Source organism: Vallitalea maricola (assembly GCF_036985595.1).
GTDB classification, from domain to species: domain Bacteria; phylum Bacillota; class Clostridia; order Lachnospirales; family Vallitaleaceae; genus Vallitalea; species Vallitalea maricola.
The window spans coordinates 63,214-83,469 of record NZ_BTPU01000004.1; the positions used below are offsets into that span (position 1 = coordinate 63,214).

Sequence of the window (20,256 nt, forward strand, 5' to 3'; positions counted from 1 at the left end):
GGAGCTATTGCTATGATAAAAGTAGAACATTTATCTAAACAGTTTGTTAAGAAGAAGAGACGGATTAATGTTATTAATGATTTTAATTATGAATTCCAGTCAGGAAAACTATATTTGATTAAAGGAGAATCGGGAAAGGGTAAAACCACTTTACTGACATTGCTTGCGTTTTTACAAAAAGAAGATGGCGGTAAAATTATTTTTAATGATATTATAGTCAGTAACCTAAAACAAGAAGAGAAATGTAATCTCCGTAGAAAAGAGATAGGTATAGTATTTCAGGATTACAATCTTTTTGATAATCTCACAGTAATGGACAATGTAGTTATTGTAGACGTATTGAAAAACAAGGTTAATAAACAAGAAATATATAATAAAGCTAAAGGTATAATTAAATTACTTGGATTAGAAGATAGAATCAACCATTACCCATATGAATTGTCTGGAGGAGAACAACAAAGAGTAGGTATTGCACGTGCTATACTGAAAAATCCATCTGTTTTGATATGTGATGAACCTGTATCTAATCTTGATAAAGATAATGCAGTCAACATTGTAGAATTCATTGATGGTTACTGTCATAACAAAAATAAAATTGTAATAGTGGCAAGTCATGATGATTATTTTGATGATTGTGCTGATTATGTAATCAATCTGTAGGGAGGGAAATAATATGAGCAAAAAGATTTTCATGGATATTTATTTTGAGAAGAAAAGATTTCTAATAATATTTTTTGTTTTTCTTGTTCTGCTTCTAACCTATGGAGGAGTACAATATCAAATAATTAAACAGCAGACTAAATCTGTTTTAACACCTGATATCAACCTTAAAGGTAAATCAAGTCAGGACGGAGTCTTCCATTATTGGTTATATCATGATGTAGATGGATTATCAGATGCATTGAAAGAACTATATGGAAAAGATATGAGCGTATATAAAAACATTACAAGAAATCTTTACTATATAGATGATCGTCTTACTTTTCAAAGTATATATTATGTAGTTACCGGTGTTGAAGACAAATTCTTTCAACAAGAATTAAAGAACAGTGTTGCTAAAGGAAGGTTGCCAAGGAGTGGTGAGAAAGAAGTAGTCATTGGTCCATATTCAGCTAAGGAATATAATCTAGGTATAGGTGATTTGGTGAATCTAAGTGTCACATTAGAGAAAGATATAGCTGATGTAGAACCTAATCAATATAAAGTAGTAGGTATATTGGATGACAATGTAGAGCAATTCAAATCTTCGATCATGCTTTCTATAGATACATATGAAGATCTGAATGATACAAAAGTCATAGAAAATGAAGTTATAGTGTATTTCAAGAATAATGATAGCATTAATACCTACAAAAATACTATTTCTGAATTTACTAACATGATAGGAGAATATAATGTGGGAAGTACATCTTCCAATTTTAAATCTAATAATAATAAGCATAGGAACATAATAATAAATATTGTTATGATGCTTGTCAGCAACTTTATTATAGTTTTCTTATTGATATCGTATCTGATGAAAGGCTTATCCAAAAAGATAGGTTTGTTAAAAGCTCTAGGACTATCCAATAGATATATCAATAAAATCTTTGTAGGAGGATTATCTATAGTCGTAGGAGGAGTATTTGTCATTTCCATTTTATTAGTGTCCTTGATCTTGAATGCAATGAATAGTAGTGCAACTAGTTTTTTAGGATATGAGATGAACATATATTCTATGGATACTGGAGTCATCATATATATGGCAGGGCTTTGCTTGTTTATTATAATCATCAAGTATGTTCTGATTAAACTTAAGACATATAGAATATATCCTATGGAAGCTATGGTGAAGTAATTAAATAATATCTGATTGTAAATTGTTATAGGGGGAAAGCCTATGAAAAGAGATACAAAACTATTATTGGTCTTAACTGTGATATGTATATCATTTATTTTTGTATTCAATTTAATGAATAGACAACATACGTCCAAAGCGGCGTTTGAGGAAAGTGTGGATTTTGGAAAGTACACAGACAGTATATTTATACCTTTCAATGTCAAAAAAGATTCCATATTGAAATTTGAATGTAGTGCATCTGTAGAACAGGGGAATATTACAATTCAGATTATTGATAAGGGAAATGAAATCCTATATACAAAAAGCGGAAGCAACTACGAGGATTGTGTGGATGTGAAGATATCAGAAGGTTTATGGTATTGTAATATTATTATTAACAATAGCAATTCTCCAGACGATATGGCTGAAAAAGGAACTTATAGTGTTTATGGAAAACTAAAATAATATAAATTATAACAAGAGAACTCTTTAATTAAAATTATTGATTAAGGAGTTTTTTATTATGTATAAAGATAATTATTATATACCTCATTATTTTTGTTGAAAACATACATAATACTATGTCCAGTAAAATATATTATATTAATAATAAGATACACGAGATAAATTAATCAACGTTATTTTTTTTAGCAGATTTTAGACAACTTGTTACTAGATTTTATATAGGTACTATTATCTATAAGTTAACTATCAATTAATAAAAGAGATTGTGGGAGGTATTATTAATGAAGCAGTTAAAAAGATTGTTTTCAATTTTTCTAGTATTAGCCCTTGGTGTATCAATGTTTGTAGGGTGTGGTAAAAAATCTTCAGGTGACTGGAAGATAGGTATCATTACTGGTACAGTTGCTCAAAATGAGGAAGAATATAGGGCTGCACAGAGGACAAAAGAAGTATTCATGGAGAGATATGGCGAAGATAAAGTCATCCTTCAAACTTATCCAGAAAAATTCATGGATGAACAAGAAACTGTTATAGCCAATATAGCTGGTATTGCAGCTGATCCAAAAGTAAAGGCTCTTGTTATATGTCAAGCGGTTCCTGGTACATCAGCAGCAATAGATAAGGTTCTCGAGACAAGAGATGATCTGTTGATAATTGCTGCTACATCAGGAGAAGATCCTAACATGATAGCTGACAGAGCAGATATATGTTTCCAAATGGATGAAGTTGGAATGGGCACAGCTATAGTTGAGCAGATAAAAAAACAGGGAGCCGAGACATTGGTTCATTATTCATTCCCAAGACATATGTCATATGCTCTACTTGCAGCAAGGAGAGACCTACTAAAAGAGAACTGTAAAAAAGAAGGTATAGAATTTGTTGACGCTACTGCTCCAGATCCAACTGGTGATGCAGGAATATCTGGTGCACAGCAATTCATCCTGGAAGATGTACCTAAAAAGATTAAGCAGTATGGAGAAGATACAGCATTCTTCTCAACCAACTGTTCTATGCAGCCACCATTGATAAAATCTATATACCAACAACATGGTATATATCCTCAACCTTGTTGTCCATCTCCATATCATGGATTTCCTTCTGCTCTACAAATTGAAATCCCAGAGGACAAAAAAGGCGATGCTAACTATGTTATTGAACAAATAAGAAGAATCAATGCTGAAAACAATATGACAGGCAGAATGTCTACTTGGCCTGTTCCTGTTAATATGATGTTTATTGAAGCTGGTGCAGAGTATGCGTCACAGTGGATTGAAGGTAAATGGGGGGATAAGATAGATAACGAAAAATTAAAAGAATGTTTTGTTGATTATACAAGTAATTATGGTGATGACATTGATATCAATGTTACTCTACTAGAAGAAAACGGTAAGAAATTCGATAATTATTTCTTAGTTCTTATAGACTATATAGACTTATAGAAAATATTACTGATATAGGTAGGAGCTGACTCATAATACATCTATCAAGAGTTTACCCATTAAAAGTATTATGAGACAGCTCTTTTTATTATCTAATTAAAAATATAGGAGGAGAACAATGGAATGTGATTATTTACTTGAAATGAAAAATATAAGTAAGAATTATTCAGGCAATCAGGTTCTAAAAGATGTAGAACTAAAAGTAAAACCTGGAGAAATACATTGCTTAGTTGGAGAAAACGGTGCAGGTAAATCTACTTTGATGAATATACTTTTTGGAATGGGAGTAATTCATAATACAGGTGGATTTGAAGGAGAAGTATACTTTGAAGGAGAAAAAATAGATGTGAAATCTCCAAAAGAAGCAATGCAGTTAGGTATTGGTATGGTACACCAAGAATTCATGTTGATTCCAGAATTCACTATAACAGAAAATATAAAGTTGAATAGAGAAATCTTGAAAGACAATTTAGTAAGCCGTGCTCTAGGGGAAAAGCTAAAAACAGTAGATTTCAGAAAAATGAATAAAGATGCTAGAAAAGCTCTTGATACACTGGAAATCAATATTGATGAATGGATAAAAGTAGCTGGATTACCTGTTGGACATATGCAATTTATTGAAATTGCCAGAGAGATTGATAAAAAAAATGTAAAACTCCTTGTCTTTGATGAACCAACAGCTGTTTTAGCAGAGAGTGAAGCAAAAAATCTATTAACAGCCATGAAGAAGATTGCTAATTCTGGAATTGCCATTCTTTTTATTACACATAGGCTTGATGAGGTTATATCAATAGCCGATAATGTCACTATTCTACGAGATGGAGTAAGAGTATGTAATAAAAGAGCAGACGAAACAGATGTTGGGGAACTGGCTGAACTTATGGTTGGAAGAAAGATAGATATACAAAACAAACAGGTTAGTGAAGATTTTACACAGGAAATTATACTGGATATCAAGAACTTATATGTTGATATGCCAGGAGAAAAAGTGAAAGGAATCAATCTACAGATACGTAAAGGTGAAATATTTGGAATAGGTGGACTTGCAGGTCAAGGTAAGATAGGGTTAGCTAACGGTATAATGGGTCTGTATCCATCAAAAGGTCAAGTCCTGTATAACGGAGAAGAATTAATACTTAACGATACAAAAAATACATTAAAAAAAGGATTTGCTTTTGTATCAGAAAATAGAAAGAATGTTGGTTTAATTCTTGATGAATCCATTGAACTTAACATGATCTTTACTGCACTCAATATAAAAGAGCAGTTTTTGATCAATCTTGGATTCTTTAAGCTGAAGAACTTCACCAAGATTAAAAAATATTCAATGAAAAGGATAAAAGAACTGGATATTAGATGTACAAGTAGTAGACAGCATGTAGGAAGATTAAGTGGTGGGAATCAGCAGAAAGTATGTATTGCCAGAGCACTTACTCAAGAACCGGATGTCTTGTTTGTTTCAGAACCCACAAGAGGTATAGATATAGGTGCTAAGAAATTAGTGTTAGACCTTTTATTAAAACTTAATGAAGAGTTAGGTATGACCATTATTATGACTTCCTCTGAGTTAGCAGAAGTAAGAAGTATAGCAGATAGAATAGCCATTATAAGCGAGGGGAAATTAGCTGGAATATTGAGACCTTCCGATACTAATAAAAAATTTGGATTACTTATGTCGGGTATTCCATTAAATAAAATAATGGAAGAGGAGGCGTAACAATGAAGAAGGTCATTAAAAAAATTGGTATTCCCAGATTAATTATCTCTATTCTATTTATCATTGTATTAGTAGCAGCTAAGTTTCAAGGACTGCCTATGAGTATGCTGTTAACTGATATAATAAAAAGATTTGGTATGTATGGAATATTAGTATTGGCAATGGTTCCTTCCATTCAATCTGGTGTAGGACCTAATTTCGCTTTGCCTATTGGAATTTTATGTGGATTAATGGGAGCAGTATTAAGCGTTGAATTCGGTTTTGAGGGATTTATTGCTTTAATTGCTGCAATATTATTTGCTATACCCATAGCGCTACTGATTGGATATTTATATGGAAAGCTTCTTAATGTGGTAAAAGGTTCTGAAATGACTATAGCTACATATACAGGGTTTTCAATGGTTCAATTAATGTGTATAGCATGGATAGCCTTACCCTTCAGTAACAAGAAAATGGTTTGGCCTATAGGTAAAGGACTTAGAAATACATTTACATTAGAAACTACTTTTGGTCATGTATTGAATGATTTTTGGGATTTTCATATTGGCAGTGTACATATTCCTACAGGGTTAATATTATTTTTCTTATTAATGTGCTTTTTGGTATTTTTGTTTACTAAGAGTAAAACAGGTATTGTTATCCTTGCAGCAGGTATGAATCCAAATTTTGCAGAAGCATCTGGCGTTAACATAAATAGAGGAAGGATTATAGCAAATATGCTGTCAACAGTTCTTGGAGCAATTGGTATAATCATATATTCCTCAAGCTACGGATTTGTACAACTATATGGAGCACCTCTTATGATGGCTTTTCCAGCTGTAGCAGCAATACTAATAGGTGGTGCAACTGCTAAAAGAGCAAAAATATCTCATGTTATTATAGGGGTTCTACTATTCCAAGGACTATTAGCTAGTTCTATGCCTGTAGCGAATGAAATGTTCCCAGAAGGAAATATTTCTGAAATGATAAGAATGGTAGTTCAGAATGGGATAATTCTATATGCTTTAACTAAGGTGAAAGGGGGTAAATATGTTGGCTAGATTCTTTAATAAGGCGTCAATCAAGCAGTTGGTTCTAAGTAATATTGTATCTATTATTTTTATTGCACTTTCACTTATTGGCATGATGTTATCAGAACTCAATTCCGTATATATCTTCAATGAATTGATAAATAGGATATCAAGAAATTCATTTTTGGTATTATCCTTATTAATACCAATCCTAGCAGGTCTTGGACTTAACTTTGGATTAGTAATAGGAGCCATGGCAGGACAATTATCAATTATAGCAGTCACTTATTGGCAGGTAGATGGGATTTTAGGTTTTTTACTATGTATAGTTTTGGCATTACCAATCTCCATATTGTTCGGATATTTGACTGGAAGATTATTCAATGCTACAAAAGGACAAGAAATGATTGCAGGGCTTATAGTCAGTTTCTTTGCTAATGGCTTATATCAATTCTTACTCCTTGTCATGGTTGGTACTGCTATTCCTATGAAAAATAGTGTTATGATAAAACCTGATGGAATAGGCTTAAGGAATACCATAGCTCTCAATGGTGTTAATGGGGATGGAGGTATAAAATATGCTCTAGATGGAATCTTTAGGCTAAATTTATTCTATTTCATCATTATTCTAGCAGTATTATTAATTATTTATTCATTATATAATCTAAAGAGAATCAAAAAAGATAGAATAGTCAAGAAGTCAAAAGAAACTTATATAGTATATGTAGTTTCAAGTATAGTGTTGATAGTTATCAGTATACTAATATTATTAGGGGATAATATGTACAAGAATCTTAAGATACCACTTATTACATGGATTGTAATATCTGTTTTATGCTTGTTCAATAAGCTCATAATGAGAACTAAGATTGGTCAGAACTTCAGAACAGTAGGTCATAGCCAGCATATTGCTAAGGTAGCCGGTATTAATGTTAATAGAACCAGAATACAAGCGGTAATAATATCAACAGTCCTTGCTTCATGGGGACAAATAATATTCTTGCAAAATATAGGTACAATGAACACATACGGCAGTCATATGCAGGTGGCTATGTTCTCAATAGCAGCAATATTGATAGGTGGTGCTTCAGTAACCAATGCTAAGATTAGTCATGCAATTACGGGAGTTGTATTATTTCACATGATATTCATTGTTTCTCCAACAGCTGGTAAAGCACTATTTGGAGATGCTCAGATAGGTGAGTTCTTCAGAGCATTTGTAGTATATGGGGTAATAGGTGTATCACTTGGATTGCATGCTTGGAAGAAGTATAAACTAGGTAAAATGTAAAAAACATTATAATAAGTAGATTATACAATAATGAAGGGGCGTCTCATAATACATTCAATATAAATAATGTATCATGAAACAGCCCCTAACTTAGAATTTGTTCGATGTATATATGTTAATATTCCCTGCATCAAATTTTTTTCGGAAATATGTTTTAATAAAATTAACATAAAATGTTCTAGTTAATGGCAACAGTAAACTGAATCCAACTAAATCTGTTATTATCCCTGGAGTCACTAATAAAATACCGCCTATCAAAACACATAATCCGTGTAGTAGTTCATTACCAGGCATACGACCACTATTACTTTCATATTGTATATTCTGAATTACAGCCCTTCCTTGGTGTTTAGCAAAATAAGCACCTATTATACCTGTAATAACTATTATAAGTAATGTAATGCCAGCAGATGTTATGTTAGCCAGCTTCAATAATATATATAACTCAACAAATGGTACTATTGTAAAGATTAAAAGTAATTTTCCAAATGTAAATTTCATTTTCAAGCCCTCATTTCTTTCTTATAAGTATAAACCAAAATAATGAACAGTATATGAATAAATCTTGAATCCTTTATTAATTTAAGGTAATATTAATAATTTCCTATATTGTGAAGGTGTTTTGTTAAAATTTCTTTTGAATATTTTAGAAAAGTAAAACTGGTTACAGAACCCTAGTTGGTTGGCAATATCATTGATGGTTAATTCTGTTTCCCTAAGGAGACTACATGCTTCATCTAATCTTTTTTTCATAATATATTGTTGGGGAGTTATATTGAAATTCTTCTTGAACAATCTAAGAAAATATATAGGGTTGAGATAAACTTTTCCTGCAATCTCTTCTAGAGTTAATGTCCTATCATAATTATTATTAATAAAATCTATGGAAGGTTTTAGTTTTTCATATTCAACGTAGGATATGTTATCAACCAATTCTTTCTGGTTTTCCATCATATCTGATATCAAAAGGAGAATAAAAGAATTAATATAGATAGGCAAACTTAAAGGTGCTGTTTCCAACACGTTATTTCTAGCGTTTCTGGGATTATCAAATAACTCAGGAATACTTTTGTAGTTGATATTATCTATTATTTTGCTGCTTTTTTCCCAACAATAAACAGGAGGAAGGTAATCCAATATCTTATTTAAAAATAGTGAGCTAGGCAGAAAATGAATCCAATATACATCCATATACTCAGGACAAATCTGTTCTTGAAGTTTATATCCATTAATAAAGTATACATTACCTGCAATAATATTATAAATATTATTATCTAGCATTAGATTGACTTTTCCATGAACAGGAAAATATATCTTGTAACAATTATCTTTTGTAACCTTGGAACTCCATTTGGGGGAACAATTATTATATCCTCCACTTATAATTTTAATGTTAAGATTATCCACATAAACAACTCCTTAAGTTAATAATATGTATATATTAGTTTAGATTATTAATTCACAATCAGTTAAGTATATTATATTATTAGTATAAATAGTGAATTGCTAAAAGTCAATATTATATATATTAAGGAGGAGATTCATATGTTGCATGATCCGAGTCATCATACTATGCCACCTGTAGCACAAGAGATTGTACTCAAGGAGAAAGATAAAGAGGTATTAAGAAAACTTGGGGCAAGAATTGCAGAAATTTCATCTTTACCAATACATAAAGAAAAAGCAGTATTATGGACGAAACTTAATGACCTTGATTCTGCTAGACCAATGGTATGGATTAACGAGATACCTTGGCATGAAATGAATGTCAATGATGAATTGACTTTACAATGTGAACATGAGTGGGCAAGGAATCTTGAGGATAATTTAAGAAAGACTATTTATCAATGGAATCATATGCCAGGAGATATGATTGTAAATCCATATATTGAATGTCCATTGGTTATTCACAGCACTGATTTCGGAATAAAAGAAGAAGTAGATGTCATAAAAACAGATGAAGCCAATGGAATATATTCAAGGCATTTCAAAATCCAGATAAAAGAACCTGAAGATATAGAAAAGATCAAATTGCCAAAAATAACTCATAATAAAGAAGCTACAGAATATGCTTATAAAGCAATGTGTGATATATTTGAAGGTATAATTCCTGTGAAGAAGGTTGGACAGACACACATATGGTTTACTCCATGGGATTATCTAATCAGATGGTGGGGTGTGCAGGAAGCAATGATGGATTTGGTCATGAGACCAGATATGGTTCATGATGCAGTAGAAAAGATGGTTGATGCTTGGATGGTTGAGTTAGACCAATTTGTAGACCAAAATCTATTATCACTTGATTGTAATAATACAAGAATAGGTTCAGGTGGTTATGGCTATATAAATTCTCTTCCAGGCGAAGATTATGACCCTGATTATATAAAACCTCATAATATGTGGGGATGTTCTAACGCACAGATATTCAGTGAAGTATCTCCACAGATGCATTGGGATTTTGCTATTGAACATGATATGAGATGGTTAAGCAGATGGGGACATACTTATTACGGATGTTGTGAACCTCTAGATAGAAAGATGAATCTCCTTAGAAGAATACCCAATCTTAGAAAACTATCTGTGAGTCCATGGTGTAATATTGATAGAATAATTGAAGAAGTACAAACAGATTATGTTATGAGTAGAAAAGTAAATCCTGCAATATTTATTGAAAATAACTGGTCCGTAAAACAAGCTGAAAAAGAAATAAGAGAATTCATGGACAGGACAGAGAGAAAATGCCATGTAGAACTTATCATGAAGGATATATCTACTGTCAATTATCATCCAAAAAGACTATGGGAATGGGAAAAGATCGCTATGAGAATAGCTGAGGAATATAGTAATTAATAGATTGAGATTGACGCTGTTTGGCCATGGAGCCATACAGCGTTAATCTACTTGCTGTTAATCTTCTATTAGAGGTAAGTCAATGTAAACTGTTGTACCAACAGAAATAGTACTTTCATATCTAAGACCATATTGATTCCCAAAATATAGTTTTATTCTTTCATTAACATTATGTACGCCAATACCAGAACTAAGGCGTCCATGGGTTTTATAAGAAGGAAATAATATTTTGGTACAGGTCTCAGAGTCCATTCCTATACCGTCATCTGTTATTGTAATTAACAATTTTGAATCATTGATACAGCAATTGATACTGATGTTACCTTTACCCCTTTTGTTTTTTATTCCATGATAGATAGAATTCTCAACTATGGGTTGAAGAATAAGTTTTATGGTTTTATAACGCAATAATTCTGGTTTTACTGATACTGAGTAGTCAAATTTGTCAGTATACCTCATGCTTTGAATAAATAGGTAATTCTTGACATGTTCAATTTCAGAAGATAGAGGTATGATATCATTACCTTTACTAAGGCTTATTCTAAAAAGTTTGGATAATGATTCAGTCATAGGAACTATATTATCGTTTTTACTTTCTGCCATCCATATTATTGAATCAAGTGTATTATAAAGAAAATGAGGATTTATCTGAGCTTGAAGGGTTTTCAATTCAAGCTTGCGCTTTTGTTCTTGGTCTGATATTGCTTGCCGCATCAACTTTTCAATCTGAGATAACATACCATTGAAGCTGGAGGATAATATACCTATTTCATCTTTTGATTTTATATTTGACCTGATAGTAAGATTTCCTTCTGTAGCCTCAACCATACATTTTCGCAAGTTGAGTATTGGTTTTGTTATTGCAGTTGATAGGATATAGGTTATTGCAAGTGCTAATATCAGAGATAATAGTCCCATGGAAACAATAATGTTCTTAATATGCTCAGCATCCTCGGTAATAGATTTGTATGGAGTTGCAGCTACTATATACCAATTAGCATTACTCATATATTTTGATACGATTTGATATTTTTCATCATATATTGTATCAGTGAAGATATTAATCTTATTATTAGTTAGTTTGGGTAATATGTTGGTTACATCCTTCCCCAATGAAGTGAATTTTTTGCTGTTAGTAATATTATTAGCAGGTTGATAGATTATTTCTCCATTATCGTTGACTATGAATATGAATCCATTCTTATATAATATCTCTGATTCACAGAATTTCTTTAATTCTGATAGATTAACACTTATATGTATAACTCCTGTCTTTTTTAGTCCGTCATATCTTTGAATGGTTCTATTAACCGAAAATACATTGATTTCTGGATTATCTAAGTACTCTTGTTTGTGAGGACCTGATATCTTAGGGGTAACGCCTGATTTTAATATGTCTTTGTACCATAACTGATTTTTATAATCATAATTGGTATTAAGGTCAAGGTGTGTGCTCTTGAATACTGATAATTTATCATTATCAAAAATCAGTATAGAGTCAATGTCACTTCGAGAAGTGATAATATTCGATAGGAATTCCAGTGTACGCTGAAAACTATCAGATGAATCAATACTATAATAAGAATCATGTTTATTAAGGTATTTTTGTACATATTGATTATAAGCAATTATATTAGAAATATACTTAATCTGGTAGATATATTCATCCAGATTGACAACAAGTGATGAAGTAACTTTTTTGGAATAATCAATATTGTTATTAAGGAGCTTATTATTATATTTACTAAGTGCAAAGATAAGTGTTGAACTGATTAATAAAATAATAACCAAAGAAAAAGATAATAGTATTTTAGTACGTATACTGATATGTCTTATTTTTTCAAGATACTTTTTAGTTATTACCATTATTATTCCTCCAAGGATTTTCTATAGTCAGTAGGTGATTTACCAGTGTATTTTCTAAAGGAAACACTAAAATAATGGGGATTGGAAAATCCAACTAAATGTGCTATCTCATAAGTCTTAAAATTAGTGGATTTTATTAAATGTATAGCTTTATCCATTCTCTTATTAATCAGGTAGGTCTTAAAATTGATTCCAGTTTCTTTCTTGAACAGAGAACTTAAGTAAACAGAACTTACAGAGGCATAATCAGCAGCTGAGTTAAGGGAAAGTTCTTCTTGCTCATAATTATTGTCGATATAGTCTTTTACTTTGGCTATGATATTATAATTACTATTGTTTCTGGTTAATGCCAATTTCTCAGATGCTTTTATACAAAAAGATTGAACGTTTGCAACAATTTCATCTATTGTGTCCATTTTTTCAATAGTATCATATAGAGATATACCTTCTTCCCATGTTGAGGAAGAAACATCACTGGTTTTAACTACCACTTTCAGTATGCTTGTAATTATTTCTATAAATATGAGTTTGATATTAACCCATGTTAGGGTTTCTTGATTTTTCAATAAAGTAGATATGTTGGATAATGTTTGTTTGATACTATTTACTTCACCAGCTTTTATTGCTTCCAATAAATATCCGCTAGTATCAAAAGGATAATAGAATTCTGGTTGAATATAATCCAGGTCATTAATATCATAGGTATTATTCTTTCCTAATGTATACTTACATTCAAGTGCAGATAAAGCTTCTGTATAAGATGAATAGAGCCTGTAGATACTGTCTACGGTAATTCCTATTGAAGATGTTAAAGGTATGTTAAGATGATAATTGACGTTGTTTTGTATTACTTGAAGGGTAACTGATATGATGCTACGATTTTCCATAGGGCTCAAATATTGACTGCTGTTGAAAACAATTATTATTCTATTGTTATTATCAGAAAACACATAATAGCTTTTTCCTATTGTATCGTAGATTATATTTTTTACTGCAAAATAATATATCTCTGAATCTTTGGGCAGGATACTATTCAGATCAGGTTCTACTACACATATTGTATATGGTGCAAGGTTGAATTCTATTCCAAGGGAATATAGTCGATCAATAATCCTGTCATTATTGCCAGGAGTACATATGAGCATATTCAATAATCGTTCTCTTAATAAAGGAAGACTTTGATGCAATTGAGTTTTCATTTTTGTCAAGTAATTACGCTGGTCATTTTCTAGATTGATTTCTTTGCATAGTTGAGCAATTTTATTATATAGAGTTTTTGCACCTATTGGTTTCAAGATATAGTCTTTTACCCCAAGAGCTATGGCATCTTGAGCTAATTCAAATTCATCATAGCCGCTTAATATAACTATATAGGATGTAGGAAGATATTTTCTGACCTGTTTGGTTAATTCAAGACCATCCATAAAAGGCATTTTGATATCTGTTAGTATAAGATTAGGTTTTTTGTCTAATGCTATTTCTAGAGCTTGTTCTCCGTCTTCAGCTTCATATACTTCAGTGAATCCAAGAGAATGCCAATCAATGATAGTACTTATAGAGGAACGAACCAATTTTTCGTCATCGACAATCAAAAGTTTATACATATATGCCCCACCTTTTTGTCTTAGTTTTAAGAACTTAAAAAAAGCATATCATCATATAGTTAAAAAATCAATATGCTTACAAGTATTGTTAATAAATGGACCAAAACATCTTAAGAAATTGAATTAACTTTTTCCTGTAAGCAAATTATAATGTATCTATCGTAAGTGATGTGCTAATATTAACAATAATAATAAATACTTTTAAGGAGGAGTTTTTTGAAGAAATTATTAGCACTTGTTATAACAATCTTTCTTGCAGCAACTTTATTTATTAGTTGTAAATATAATGATGATATTTACCAAGATAACAATTTCTCTGAAAATGATCAATCAGTAAATGAGGGTAATACTGATTTACAGGTTGATATATCAAATTTGAAGTCCTATGATGGACAGTTACTTATTTATCCAACCAAAATAAAAGAAATACCTGAAAGACCTTCTAATCCTGAATTGTTACCTTTAGTTGATCCTATGCATTGGTATGATATTAGATTCCCTGGGTGGGTACAAGACAAAATTAATATACCATCGTCACCTGCTGATGGAGCTAAAGGTAAGAAAATATATGTAATCGTTACTACTGAACATCCTTATTGGACAGCTGTTGGCATTGGAGCTAAAAAGGTAGCAGATGCATATGGGATAGATTTTAGAATGTTAAATCCAAATGGAGATATATTAAAGCAGAATCAATTAATAGATTATGCAATAAAAGATGGTGCTGACATGATTATATTAGCAGCCATTGATAAAAAAGAAGCTGTATCTCAAGCTATAAGAATCAATGAAGAGGGTATACCGCTAATATTCTTCAATACACTACCAGAATCTGAGGCATTAAAATATTGCCTTTCATGGACTGGACCAGATGATTGGGAAACTTTTCGTATGTTAGCAAGGAGTTTGGCTGATGAATTAGGTAAAGAAGGTGGTGTCTGTTATCTTAGGCATACACCAGTAGGCGGTTCGCCGTATTATGCAAGGAATTGGGCACCTATTACGGAGCTCAGGGAGTATGCACCTGATATTAAGACACTTGATAGTAAGGACTGTGATTTTGACTATGATATTTCTAAGGAAATAGTAATTAAGTGGATTGATGAATATGGTGAAGAATTAAAAGGTATCGTTTGTAGTGATGATTCGATACAAGCAATCGGCGCTATTGATGCCTGTAAGGAAACAGGAAGAAATGACATAGTTATTGTAGCATCTGGTAATGGTAAAAATGGAATGGATGCAGTTAAAAAAGGAGATTTGTTTGCTATAACCTATCAATCAGCAGAGGCAGATGGGGCACTTCCTATAAAGGTTGCAGCTGATTGGTTGAATGGAAAGAAGATAGATGATATATACTATCTATCTAGTAATATCATAACTGAAGAAAATGTTGATAAATATATGCCGGCTCAATGGTAAGGGAGGGATTTCATGACTTCAAAGGAAAGAGGAGTTGCTCCAATTAAGAATAAGACCATGGATAGATTTCCAATGTGGTATGGTGGTGACCCGAAGACCACTGAAAATATTGTTGCAGCTCTAGGGGCAAAAGATGAAAATGAAGCATTATATGACATATTAGATATTGATTATAAAACTATTAGACCTAAATATGTTGGGAAGCCTTTCAAGATATACGAAGATGGAAGTTTTGATACTGATTGGGGTATACGAAGAGCAGGGCTTCATTATGGGCAAGCAATTACACATCCTCTAGCATATGCAAGGTCAGTTAAAGACATCATGGATTATCCCTTTCCTGATATTGATGATTATAATTGTAAAATCACTGAAAAACAATTACGTGATGCAGAAGGATATACAATCATCGGTGGAACTTGGTCTCCTTTTTTTCATGATGCTACTGAATTGATTGGTATGGAAGAATTTTTTATCAAAATGTACACAGATGAAAAAGTTATAGACACTCTTGTTGGAAAATGTTTCGATTTCTATTATGAATTAACCAAAAGAAGCTTTGAACAAAATCCTGGAGTGATTGATATATTTTTTATGGGTAATGATTTCGGAACACAGCGTTCATTATTATTATCTCCAGAGATGTGGAGAAAATATTTTAAACCTAGGATAAGGAAAATAGTTGATTTAGCCCATAGTAATAATGCTGTAACTGCTGTTCACTCATGTGGAGCAATAAGAAAACTCATTCCAGATTTAATAGATGTTGGTTTTGATGCAGTTAATCCTATACAGGTTAATGCTTCTGATATGGACCCGCAAGAGTTGATGAATGAATTTGGTAATGATATAACCTTTTTTGGTGGTATTGATGAGAATGATATTTTATTAAATCAATCCGAAGAGAGAGTTAGAGAAGAAACCAAAAGAATAATTGATATATTAGGTAGTAAAGGTAAATATATTGTTGCGGCTTCTCATGATTATCTGTTACCAGAAGTTCCAGCAAAAAATATTATTGCCATGTTTAATGAAGCAAGAAAATATGGTTTGGGAGAATTAGGCAGGATAAGTTAATTAAATATAAGAAAGTGGGGATACGTTTTGGCAGGCAAAGTAGCACTAGAAGTTAAAAATGTTAGTAAAAGATTTCCTGGAACTCTTGCTGTAGATAATGTCAGCGTTGAATTTCACCAAGGTGAAGTGCATGCTCTTATGGGTGAAAACGGAGCTGGAAAATCAACTCTGATGAAAATGATTGCAGGTTCTTATAATGATTATACTGGTGATATCTTGATAAATGGAGAGAAAAAATTACTTCATTCTCCATCAATATCTAAGAAAAATGGCATTGGTATGATATATCAGGAGTTAAGTCTAGCAAGACCTATTAGTATTGCAGAAAATATTTTAGTAGGAAGATTACCAGTTAAATATAGAGTCGTTCTTGACAAAAGTAAAATGATAAAGGAAGCCAAGAAATGTCTGGCAACTGTAAAATTGGAAAGTCTAGATCCAGAGAAGAATATATCTGAGATAAGTCAGCACCAGGCTCAACTAGTTGAAATTGCAAAAGTAATGGGAAATAACCCTAACATACTAGTGTTTGATGAGCCCACATCTGCATTATCAAGAGAAGAAGTAGAGATGTTATTCAATATTATCACTGATTTGAAGAATAAGGGTATGGCGATTATATATATTTCTCACCATATTCCAGAAATATTCAGGATAGCTGATAGAGTCACTGTAATGAGGGATGGAAAGAAAATTGATACAAGAAGTATAGATGATGTTAAACCAGAAGAACTCGTTCAGATGATGGTAGGAAAAACAATAGATAAATTCTATAGTAAGAGAAAAGGTAAAATAGGTGATACTTATCTAGAAGTACAGGATTTGACTAGATATGGGTTTGTACATAATATTTCATTTAAGGCAAGAAAAGGTGAAATCCTAGGGTTTATGGGTTTGTCTGGAGCAGGACGTACGGAGTTAGCTAGATGTATAGTTGGTATTGACCCCATAGATAAAGGAAAAGTGATGAAAGATGGAGAAGATGTGACACCAAAAAATTATGATGACGGTATTAACAAAGGATTCGCATATCTATCAGAGGATAGAAAATCACAAGGACTATTTCTTAGGTTGACCAATGAAGAAAATATATTATCAGCTCTGATTCCTGAATATTCTAAGAGTGGTATTTATAAAAAAAGTAATGCAGGCAATATTGTTATGGAGCAGATTGAAAAGTTGAAGGTTAGTCCTCCGAATCCTAAGGTTGGAGTTGGAAGTTTATCAGGTGGTAATCAACAAAAAATATTATTAGGTAAATGGCTTGCCACTGAACCTGATGTTCTGATACTGGATGAACCAACACGAGGTGTAGATGTTGGTGCTAAACAAGTAATTCATGATGTAGTTACTCAGTTAGCGGATAATGGAACAACAGTATTATTAATGACTTCAGATCTACCAGAACTTGTTGGATTATCTGATAGGGCTTATGTAATTAGAGGCGGACATATTATAGGAGAAATAGGCAAAGATAAATTAACTGAAGAAACAGCACTGCTTGCAGCTAACGGAGAAGGGAGTGTATGCGATGTCTGCTAAGGATAATACAGTTTTGGTGAAATCCAGATTTAATGATGTTGATGATAAAAATGGTATCAGTAAGTTATTTGACAAAGCAGGTGTATATGTAATAGCTCTATTATTGATTATTCTAGGAATAATTGTGGCACCTACCAAGTTTTTGACACCGGATAATATGTTAAATATTTTAAGAGCCGTTGGAATGTTAGGTATTACAGCTTGTGGATTATCCTTTGTAATCTACAGTTCACAAATGGCGGATATGAGCGTGCCGTCAGCTATGGCATTCTCAGGGATAATAACTGTACAGTTTTTACATTTTGGACTTATACCGGCTCTGATTCTTGGAATAATGTTTGGAATGCTAATAGGACTGGTGAATGGAATTGTGGTAGGGTATTTTAGAGCCAATGCAATCTTATGGACTCTGGCTATGCAGTTTGGTATGGAAGGGATTATGAGATATGTTTGGTCTGGTAATCAATTATATCCAGATTTGGAGCCAGGTACATCAGGAGCGGCTTTCGTTAATATTTTCAGAATGGAAATTGGTCCTGTGCCACTACTGATCATTGTCATGATTATTTTATACATAGCTGCTAATTTCGTCATGAAGAAGACAAAGTTCGGTAATCAATTAAAACTGGTTGGTTCTGCATATGATGTTGCCAAATGTACAGGTATCAATGTTAGGAGAACTGTATTGTATTCATTCTTAATAAGTTCACTTACCGCTTCTATTGCTGGGATATTTATTACTTCAATGAATAAGCTTGGTGTATTCTATCTAGGAGAAGGGTATGACTTCAAAAGTGTTACAGCTATTGTAATAGGTGGTATGGCGTTATCAGGCGGTAGAGGAAATATATGGGGTGTACTTGGTGGTGTGTTGGTAATGGGATTGTTGAATAACATACTGACATTCATAGGTATCCCTACAGCAGTACAGAATGTATTTGTTGGATTAGTATTCATCGCAGTTGTTGCTCTACATACATATAAGTTAAGAAAGGTGGGTAAAGACTATGCATAAAAGTAAGAATATTATTTCTGTTATTGATCAAAATAGGGCAGTATTATTACTTATTTTATTAACTTGTTTCTCAGCAATATTTGCTCCTAATTTTGCCAATAGAATGAATTTATCCACTATATTAATTTCTGGATGTATGCTAGCCATCATCTCTGTTGGATTTACATTAGTATTCATTCTGGCACAGATAGATCTATCCATTGGTGCAACAGCTCAATTCTGCGGTATGTTGTGTGTTGGACTACAACCTGAATTAGGTTGGACTATGAGTTTGATCATTGCTGTTTTGGCTGGTGCCTTAATCGGATTATTCAATGGAATAGTAGTGGTAAAGTTCAAGATACACTCTTTCATAGCAACCATAGGTACTATGACAATAATTAGAGGAGTACTCCATCTATATAGCGATGGAGGAACAAAAAGCATTGACAATTATTCATTAGGTGAATTCTTAGAAACAGGACAATTCCCCATATGGTTCATTATCATAGTTATCGGGGCTATAATCCTATTTGTTGTTTTAAGCAGACCTGATGTGAAAACAATAAAAGGAATAACTACCATAGTAGTTCCAGCAGTATTTATTATCTTATGGTTAACTACAAAATTATTCTCACCAATAGTAATCATAACTTTCATCATTATTTCAATAGGGATTTTTTTGGTTGACCATACTAGATTTGGAAAAGGATTCTATGTAGTGGGTGGTAATCCTGAAACTGCTTGGTTAGCTGGAATAAACAAGGATATGTACATAATACTAGGTTTTGTGATATGTGGTATTACTGCCTCTTTGGCTGGTTCAATATTCGCAATGAGATTAAGCTCAATGACTGCTAGATTCATATTTGCTCAAAAAGCTCTCATGACATCTCTTGCAGCAGTAATAATCGGAGGTACACAATTAACTGGAGGTAAAGGAAATATACTGAAAAGTTATTTTGGCGTACTGATGTTTCAAGTGCTATTCAACATGATAGGCTGTTTTGGTCTTGGCTTTGAGATTCAGATATTCATTAATGGGCTAATTCTTGCAGTAGTGGTTTTCTATGAAGCTTATACAAACTATAGACATGAATTGTTAAAAGGACAGAGGCCAGAATTATTGAAGGAAGCACAGAGTATACGGTAGTAGGTAA

General features: G+C 32.3%; 17 protein-coding genes. 13 read left to right on the plus strand and 4 right to left on the minus strand.

What is annotated here, in order from left to right; translation table 11 throughout:
- Positions 1 to 12 precede the first annotated feature (12 nt).
- The 7 genes from AACQ14_RS01430 to AACQ14_RS01460 all read left to right on the plus strand — a co-directional run bounded on the left by AACQ14_RS01430 (position 13) and on the right by AACQ14_RS01460 (position 7,741).
- Complete coding sequence (locus tag AACQ14_RS01430; protein ID WP_339361785.1) at positions 13 to 660, plus strand: ATP-binding cassette domain-containing protein; 648 nt, start codon at positions 13 to 15, stop codon at positions 658 to 660.
- Positions 661 to 673: 13 nt separating this feature from the next.
- Positions 674 to 1,837, plus strand: coding sequence for an ABC transporter permease (locus tag AACQ14_RS01435; protein ID WP_339361786.1), 1,164 nt, complete (start codon positions 674 to 676; stop codon positions 1,835 to 1,837).
- Positions 1,838 to 1,879: 42 nt separating this feature from the next.
- A complete protein-coding gene (locus tag AACQ14_RS01440) occupies positions 1,880 to 2,284 on the plus strand; it encodes a hypothetical protein (protein WP_339361787.1) in 405 nt (134 codons plus the stop codon).
- A 281-nt stretch (positions 2,285 to 2,565) separates the two neighbouring features.
- Entirely contained in the window at positions 2,566 to 3,723 is a 1,158-nt protein-coding gene (locus tag AACQ14_RS01445) for a DUF3798 domain-containing protein (protein ID WP_339361788.1), read from the plus strand.
- Positions 3,724 to 3,841: 118 nt separating this feature from the next.
- On the plus strand, positions 3,842 to 5,440 hold the full coding sequence (locus AACQ14_RS01450; protein ID WP_339361789.1) for a sugar ABC transporter ATP-binding protein: 1,599 nt from the start codon (positions 3,842 to 3,844) through the stop codon (positions 5,438 to 5,440).
- Positions 5,441 to 5,442: 2 nt separating this feature from the next.
- Complete coding sequence (locus AACQ14_RS01455; RefSeq protein ID WP_339361790.1) at positions 5,443 to 6,480, plus strand: ABC transporter permease subunit; 1,038 nt, start codon at positions 5,443 to 5,445, stop codon at positions 6,478 to 6,480.
- Entirely contained in the window at positions 6,470 to 7,741 is a 1,272-nt protein-coding gene (locus AACQ14_RS01460) for an ABC transporter permease subunit (RefSeq protein WP_339361791.1), read from the plus strand. Before AACQ14_RS01455 ends, AACQ14_RS01460 begins: the two co-directional genes overlap by 11 nt.
- A gap of 90 nt (positions 7,742 to 7,831) precedes the next feature.
- Here the strand turns inward: AACQ14_RS01460 and AACQ14_RS01465 are convergent, their stop codons facing one another.
- Together AACQ14_RS01465 and AACQ14_RS01470 are read right to left on the minus strand one after the other, a co-directional pair.
- On the minus strand, positions 7,832 to 8,242 hold the full coding sequence (locus AACQ14_RS01465) for an FxsA family protein (protein ID WP_339361792.1): 411 nt from the start codon (positions 8,240 to 8,242) through the stop codon (positions 7,832 to 7,834).
- An 81-nt stretch (positions 8,243 to 8,323) separates the two neighbouring features.
- A complete protein-coding gene (locus tag AACQ14_RS01470; RefSeq protein WP_339361793.1) occupies positions 8,324 to 9,148 on the minus strand; it encodes an AraC family transcriptional regulator in 825 nt (274 codons plus the stop codon).
- A 138-nt stretch (positions 9,149 to 9,286) separates the two neighbouring features.
- Between AACQ14_RS01470 and AACQ14_RS01475 the strand changes: the two genes are divergently transcribed.
- Positions 9,287 to 10,591, plus strand: a complete 1,305-nt coding sequence (locus AACQ14_RS01475; RefSeq protein ID WP_339361794.1) for a hypothetical protein — start codon at positions 9,287 to 9,289, stop codon at positions 10,589 to 10,591.
- A 57-nt stretch (positions 10,592 to 10,648) separates the two neighbouring features.
- Here AACQ14_RS01475 and AACQ14_RS01480 read toward each other — a convergent pair whose 3' ends face one another.
- Complete coding sequence (locus AACQ14_RS01480) at positions 10,649 to 12,457, minus strand: cache domain-containing sensor histidine kinase (protein ID WP_339361795.1); 1,809 nt, start codon at positions 12,455 to 12,457, stop codon at positions 10,649 to 10,651.
- A 2-nt stretch (positions 12,458 to 12,459) separates the two neighbouring features.
- Positions 12,460 to 14,061, minus strand: coding sequence for a response regulator transcription factor (locus tag AACQ14_RS01485; protein WP_339361796.1), 1,602 nt, complete (start codon positions 14,059 to 14,061; stop codon positions 12,460 to 12,462).
- A 216-nt stretch (positions 14,062 to 14,277) separates the two neighbouring features.
- Between AACQ14_RS01485 and AACQ14_RS01490 the strand changes: the two genes are divergently transcribed.
- The 5 genes from AACQ14_RS01490 to AACQ14_RS01510 are packed head-to-tail and all read left to right on the plus strand — an operon-like array spanning position 14,278 to position 20,249.
- Complete coding sequence (locus tag AACQ14_RS01490; protein WP_339361797.1) at positions 14,278 to 15,483, plus strand: sugar ABC transporter substrate-binding protein; 1,206 nt, start codon at positions 14,278 to 14,280, stop codon at positions 15,481 to 15,483.
- Positions 15,484 to 15,495: 12 nt separating this feature from the next.
- Positions 15,496 to 16,560 carry a uroporphyrinogen decarboxylase family protein gene (locus AACQ14_RS01495; protein ID WP_339361798.1) on the plus strand — a complete coding sequence of 355 codons (1,065 nt, stop codon included), beginning with the start codon at positions 15,496 to 15,498 and terminating at the stop codon, positions 16,558 to 16,560.
- 27 nt (positions 16,561 to 16,587) lie between these two features.
- Positions 16,588 to 18,102 (plus strand): sugar ABC transporter ATP-binding protein, encoded by a 1,515-nt coding sequence (locus AACQ14_RS01500; RefSeq protein ID WP_339361799.1) that lies wholly within the window; start codon positions 16,588 to 16,590, stop codon positions 18,100 to 18,102.
- Complete coding sequence (locus AACQ14_RS01505) at positions 18,092 to 19,117, plus strand: ABC transporter permease (protein ID WP_339361800.1); 1,026 nt, start codon at positions 18,092 to 18,094, stop codon at positions 19,115 to 19,117. Before AACQ14_RS01500 ends, AACQ14_RS01505 begins: the two co-directional genes overlap by 11 nt.
- Positions 19,110 to 20,249, plus strand: coding sequence for an ABC transporter permease (locus tag AACQ14_RS01510; protein WP_339361801.1), 1,140 nt, complete (start codon positions 19,110 to 19,112; stop codon positions 20,247 to 20,249). The genes AACQ14_RS01505 and AACQ14_RS01510 overlap by 8 nt, the downstream gene beginning before the upstream one ends.
- The last annotated feature ends 7 nt before the right edge of the window (positions 20,250 to 20,256 follow it).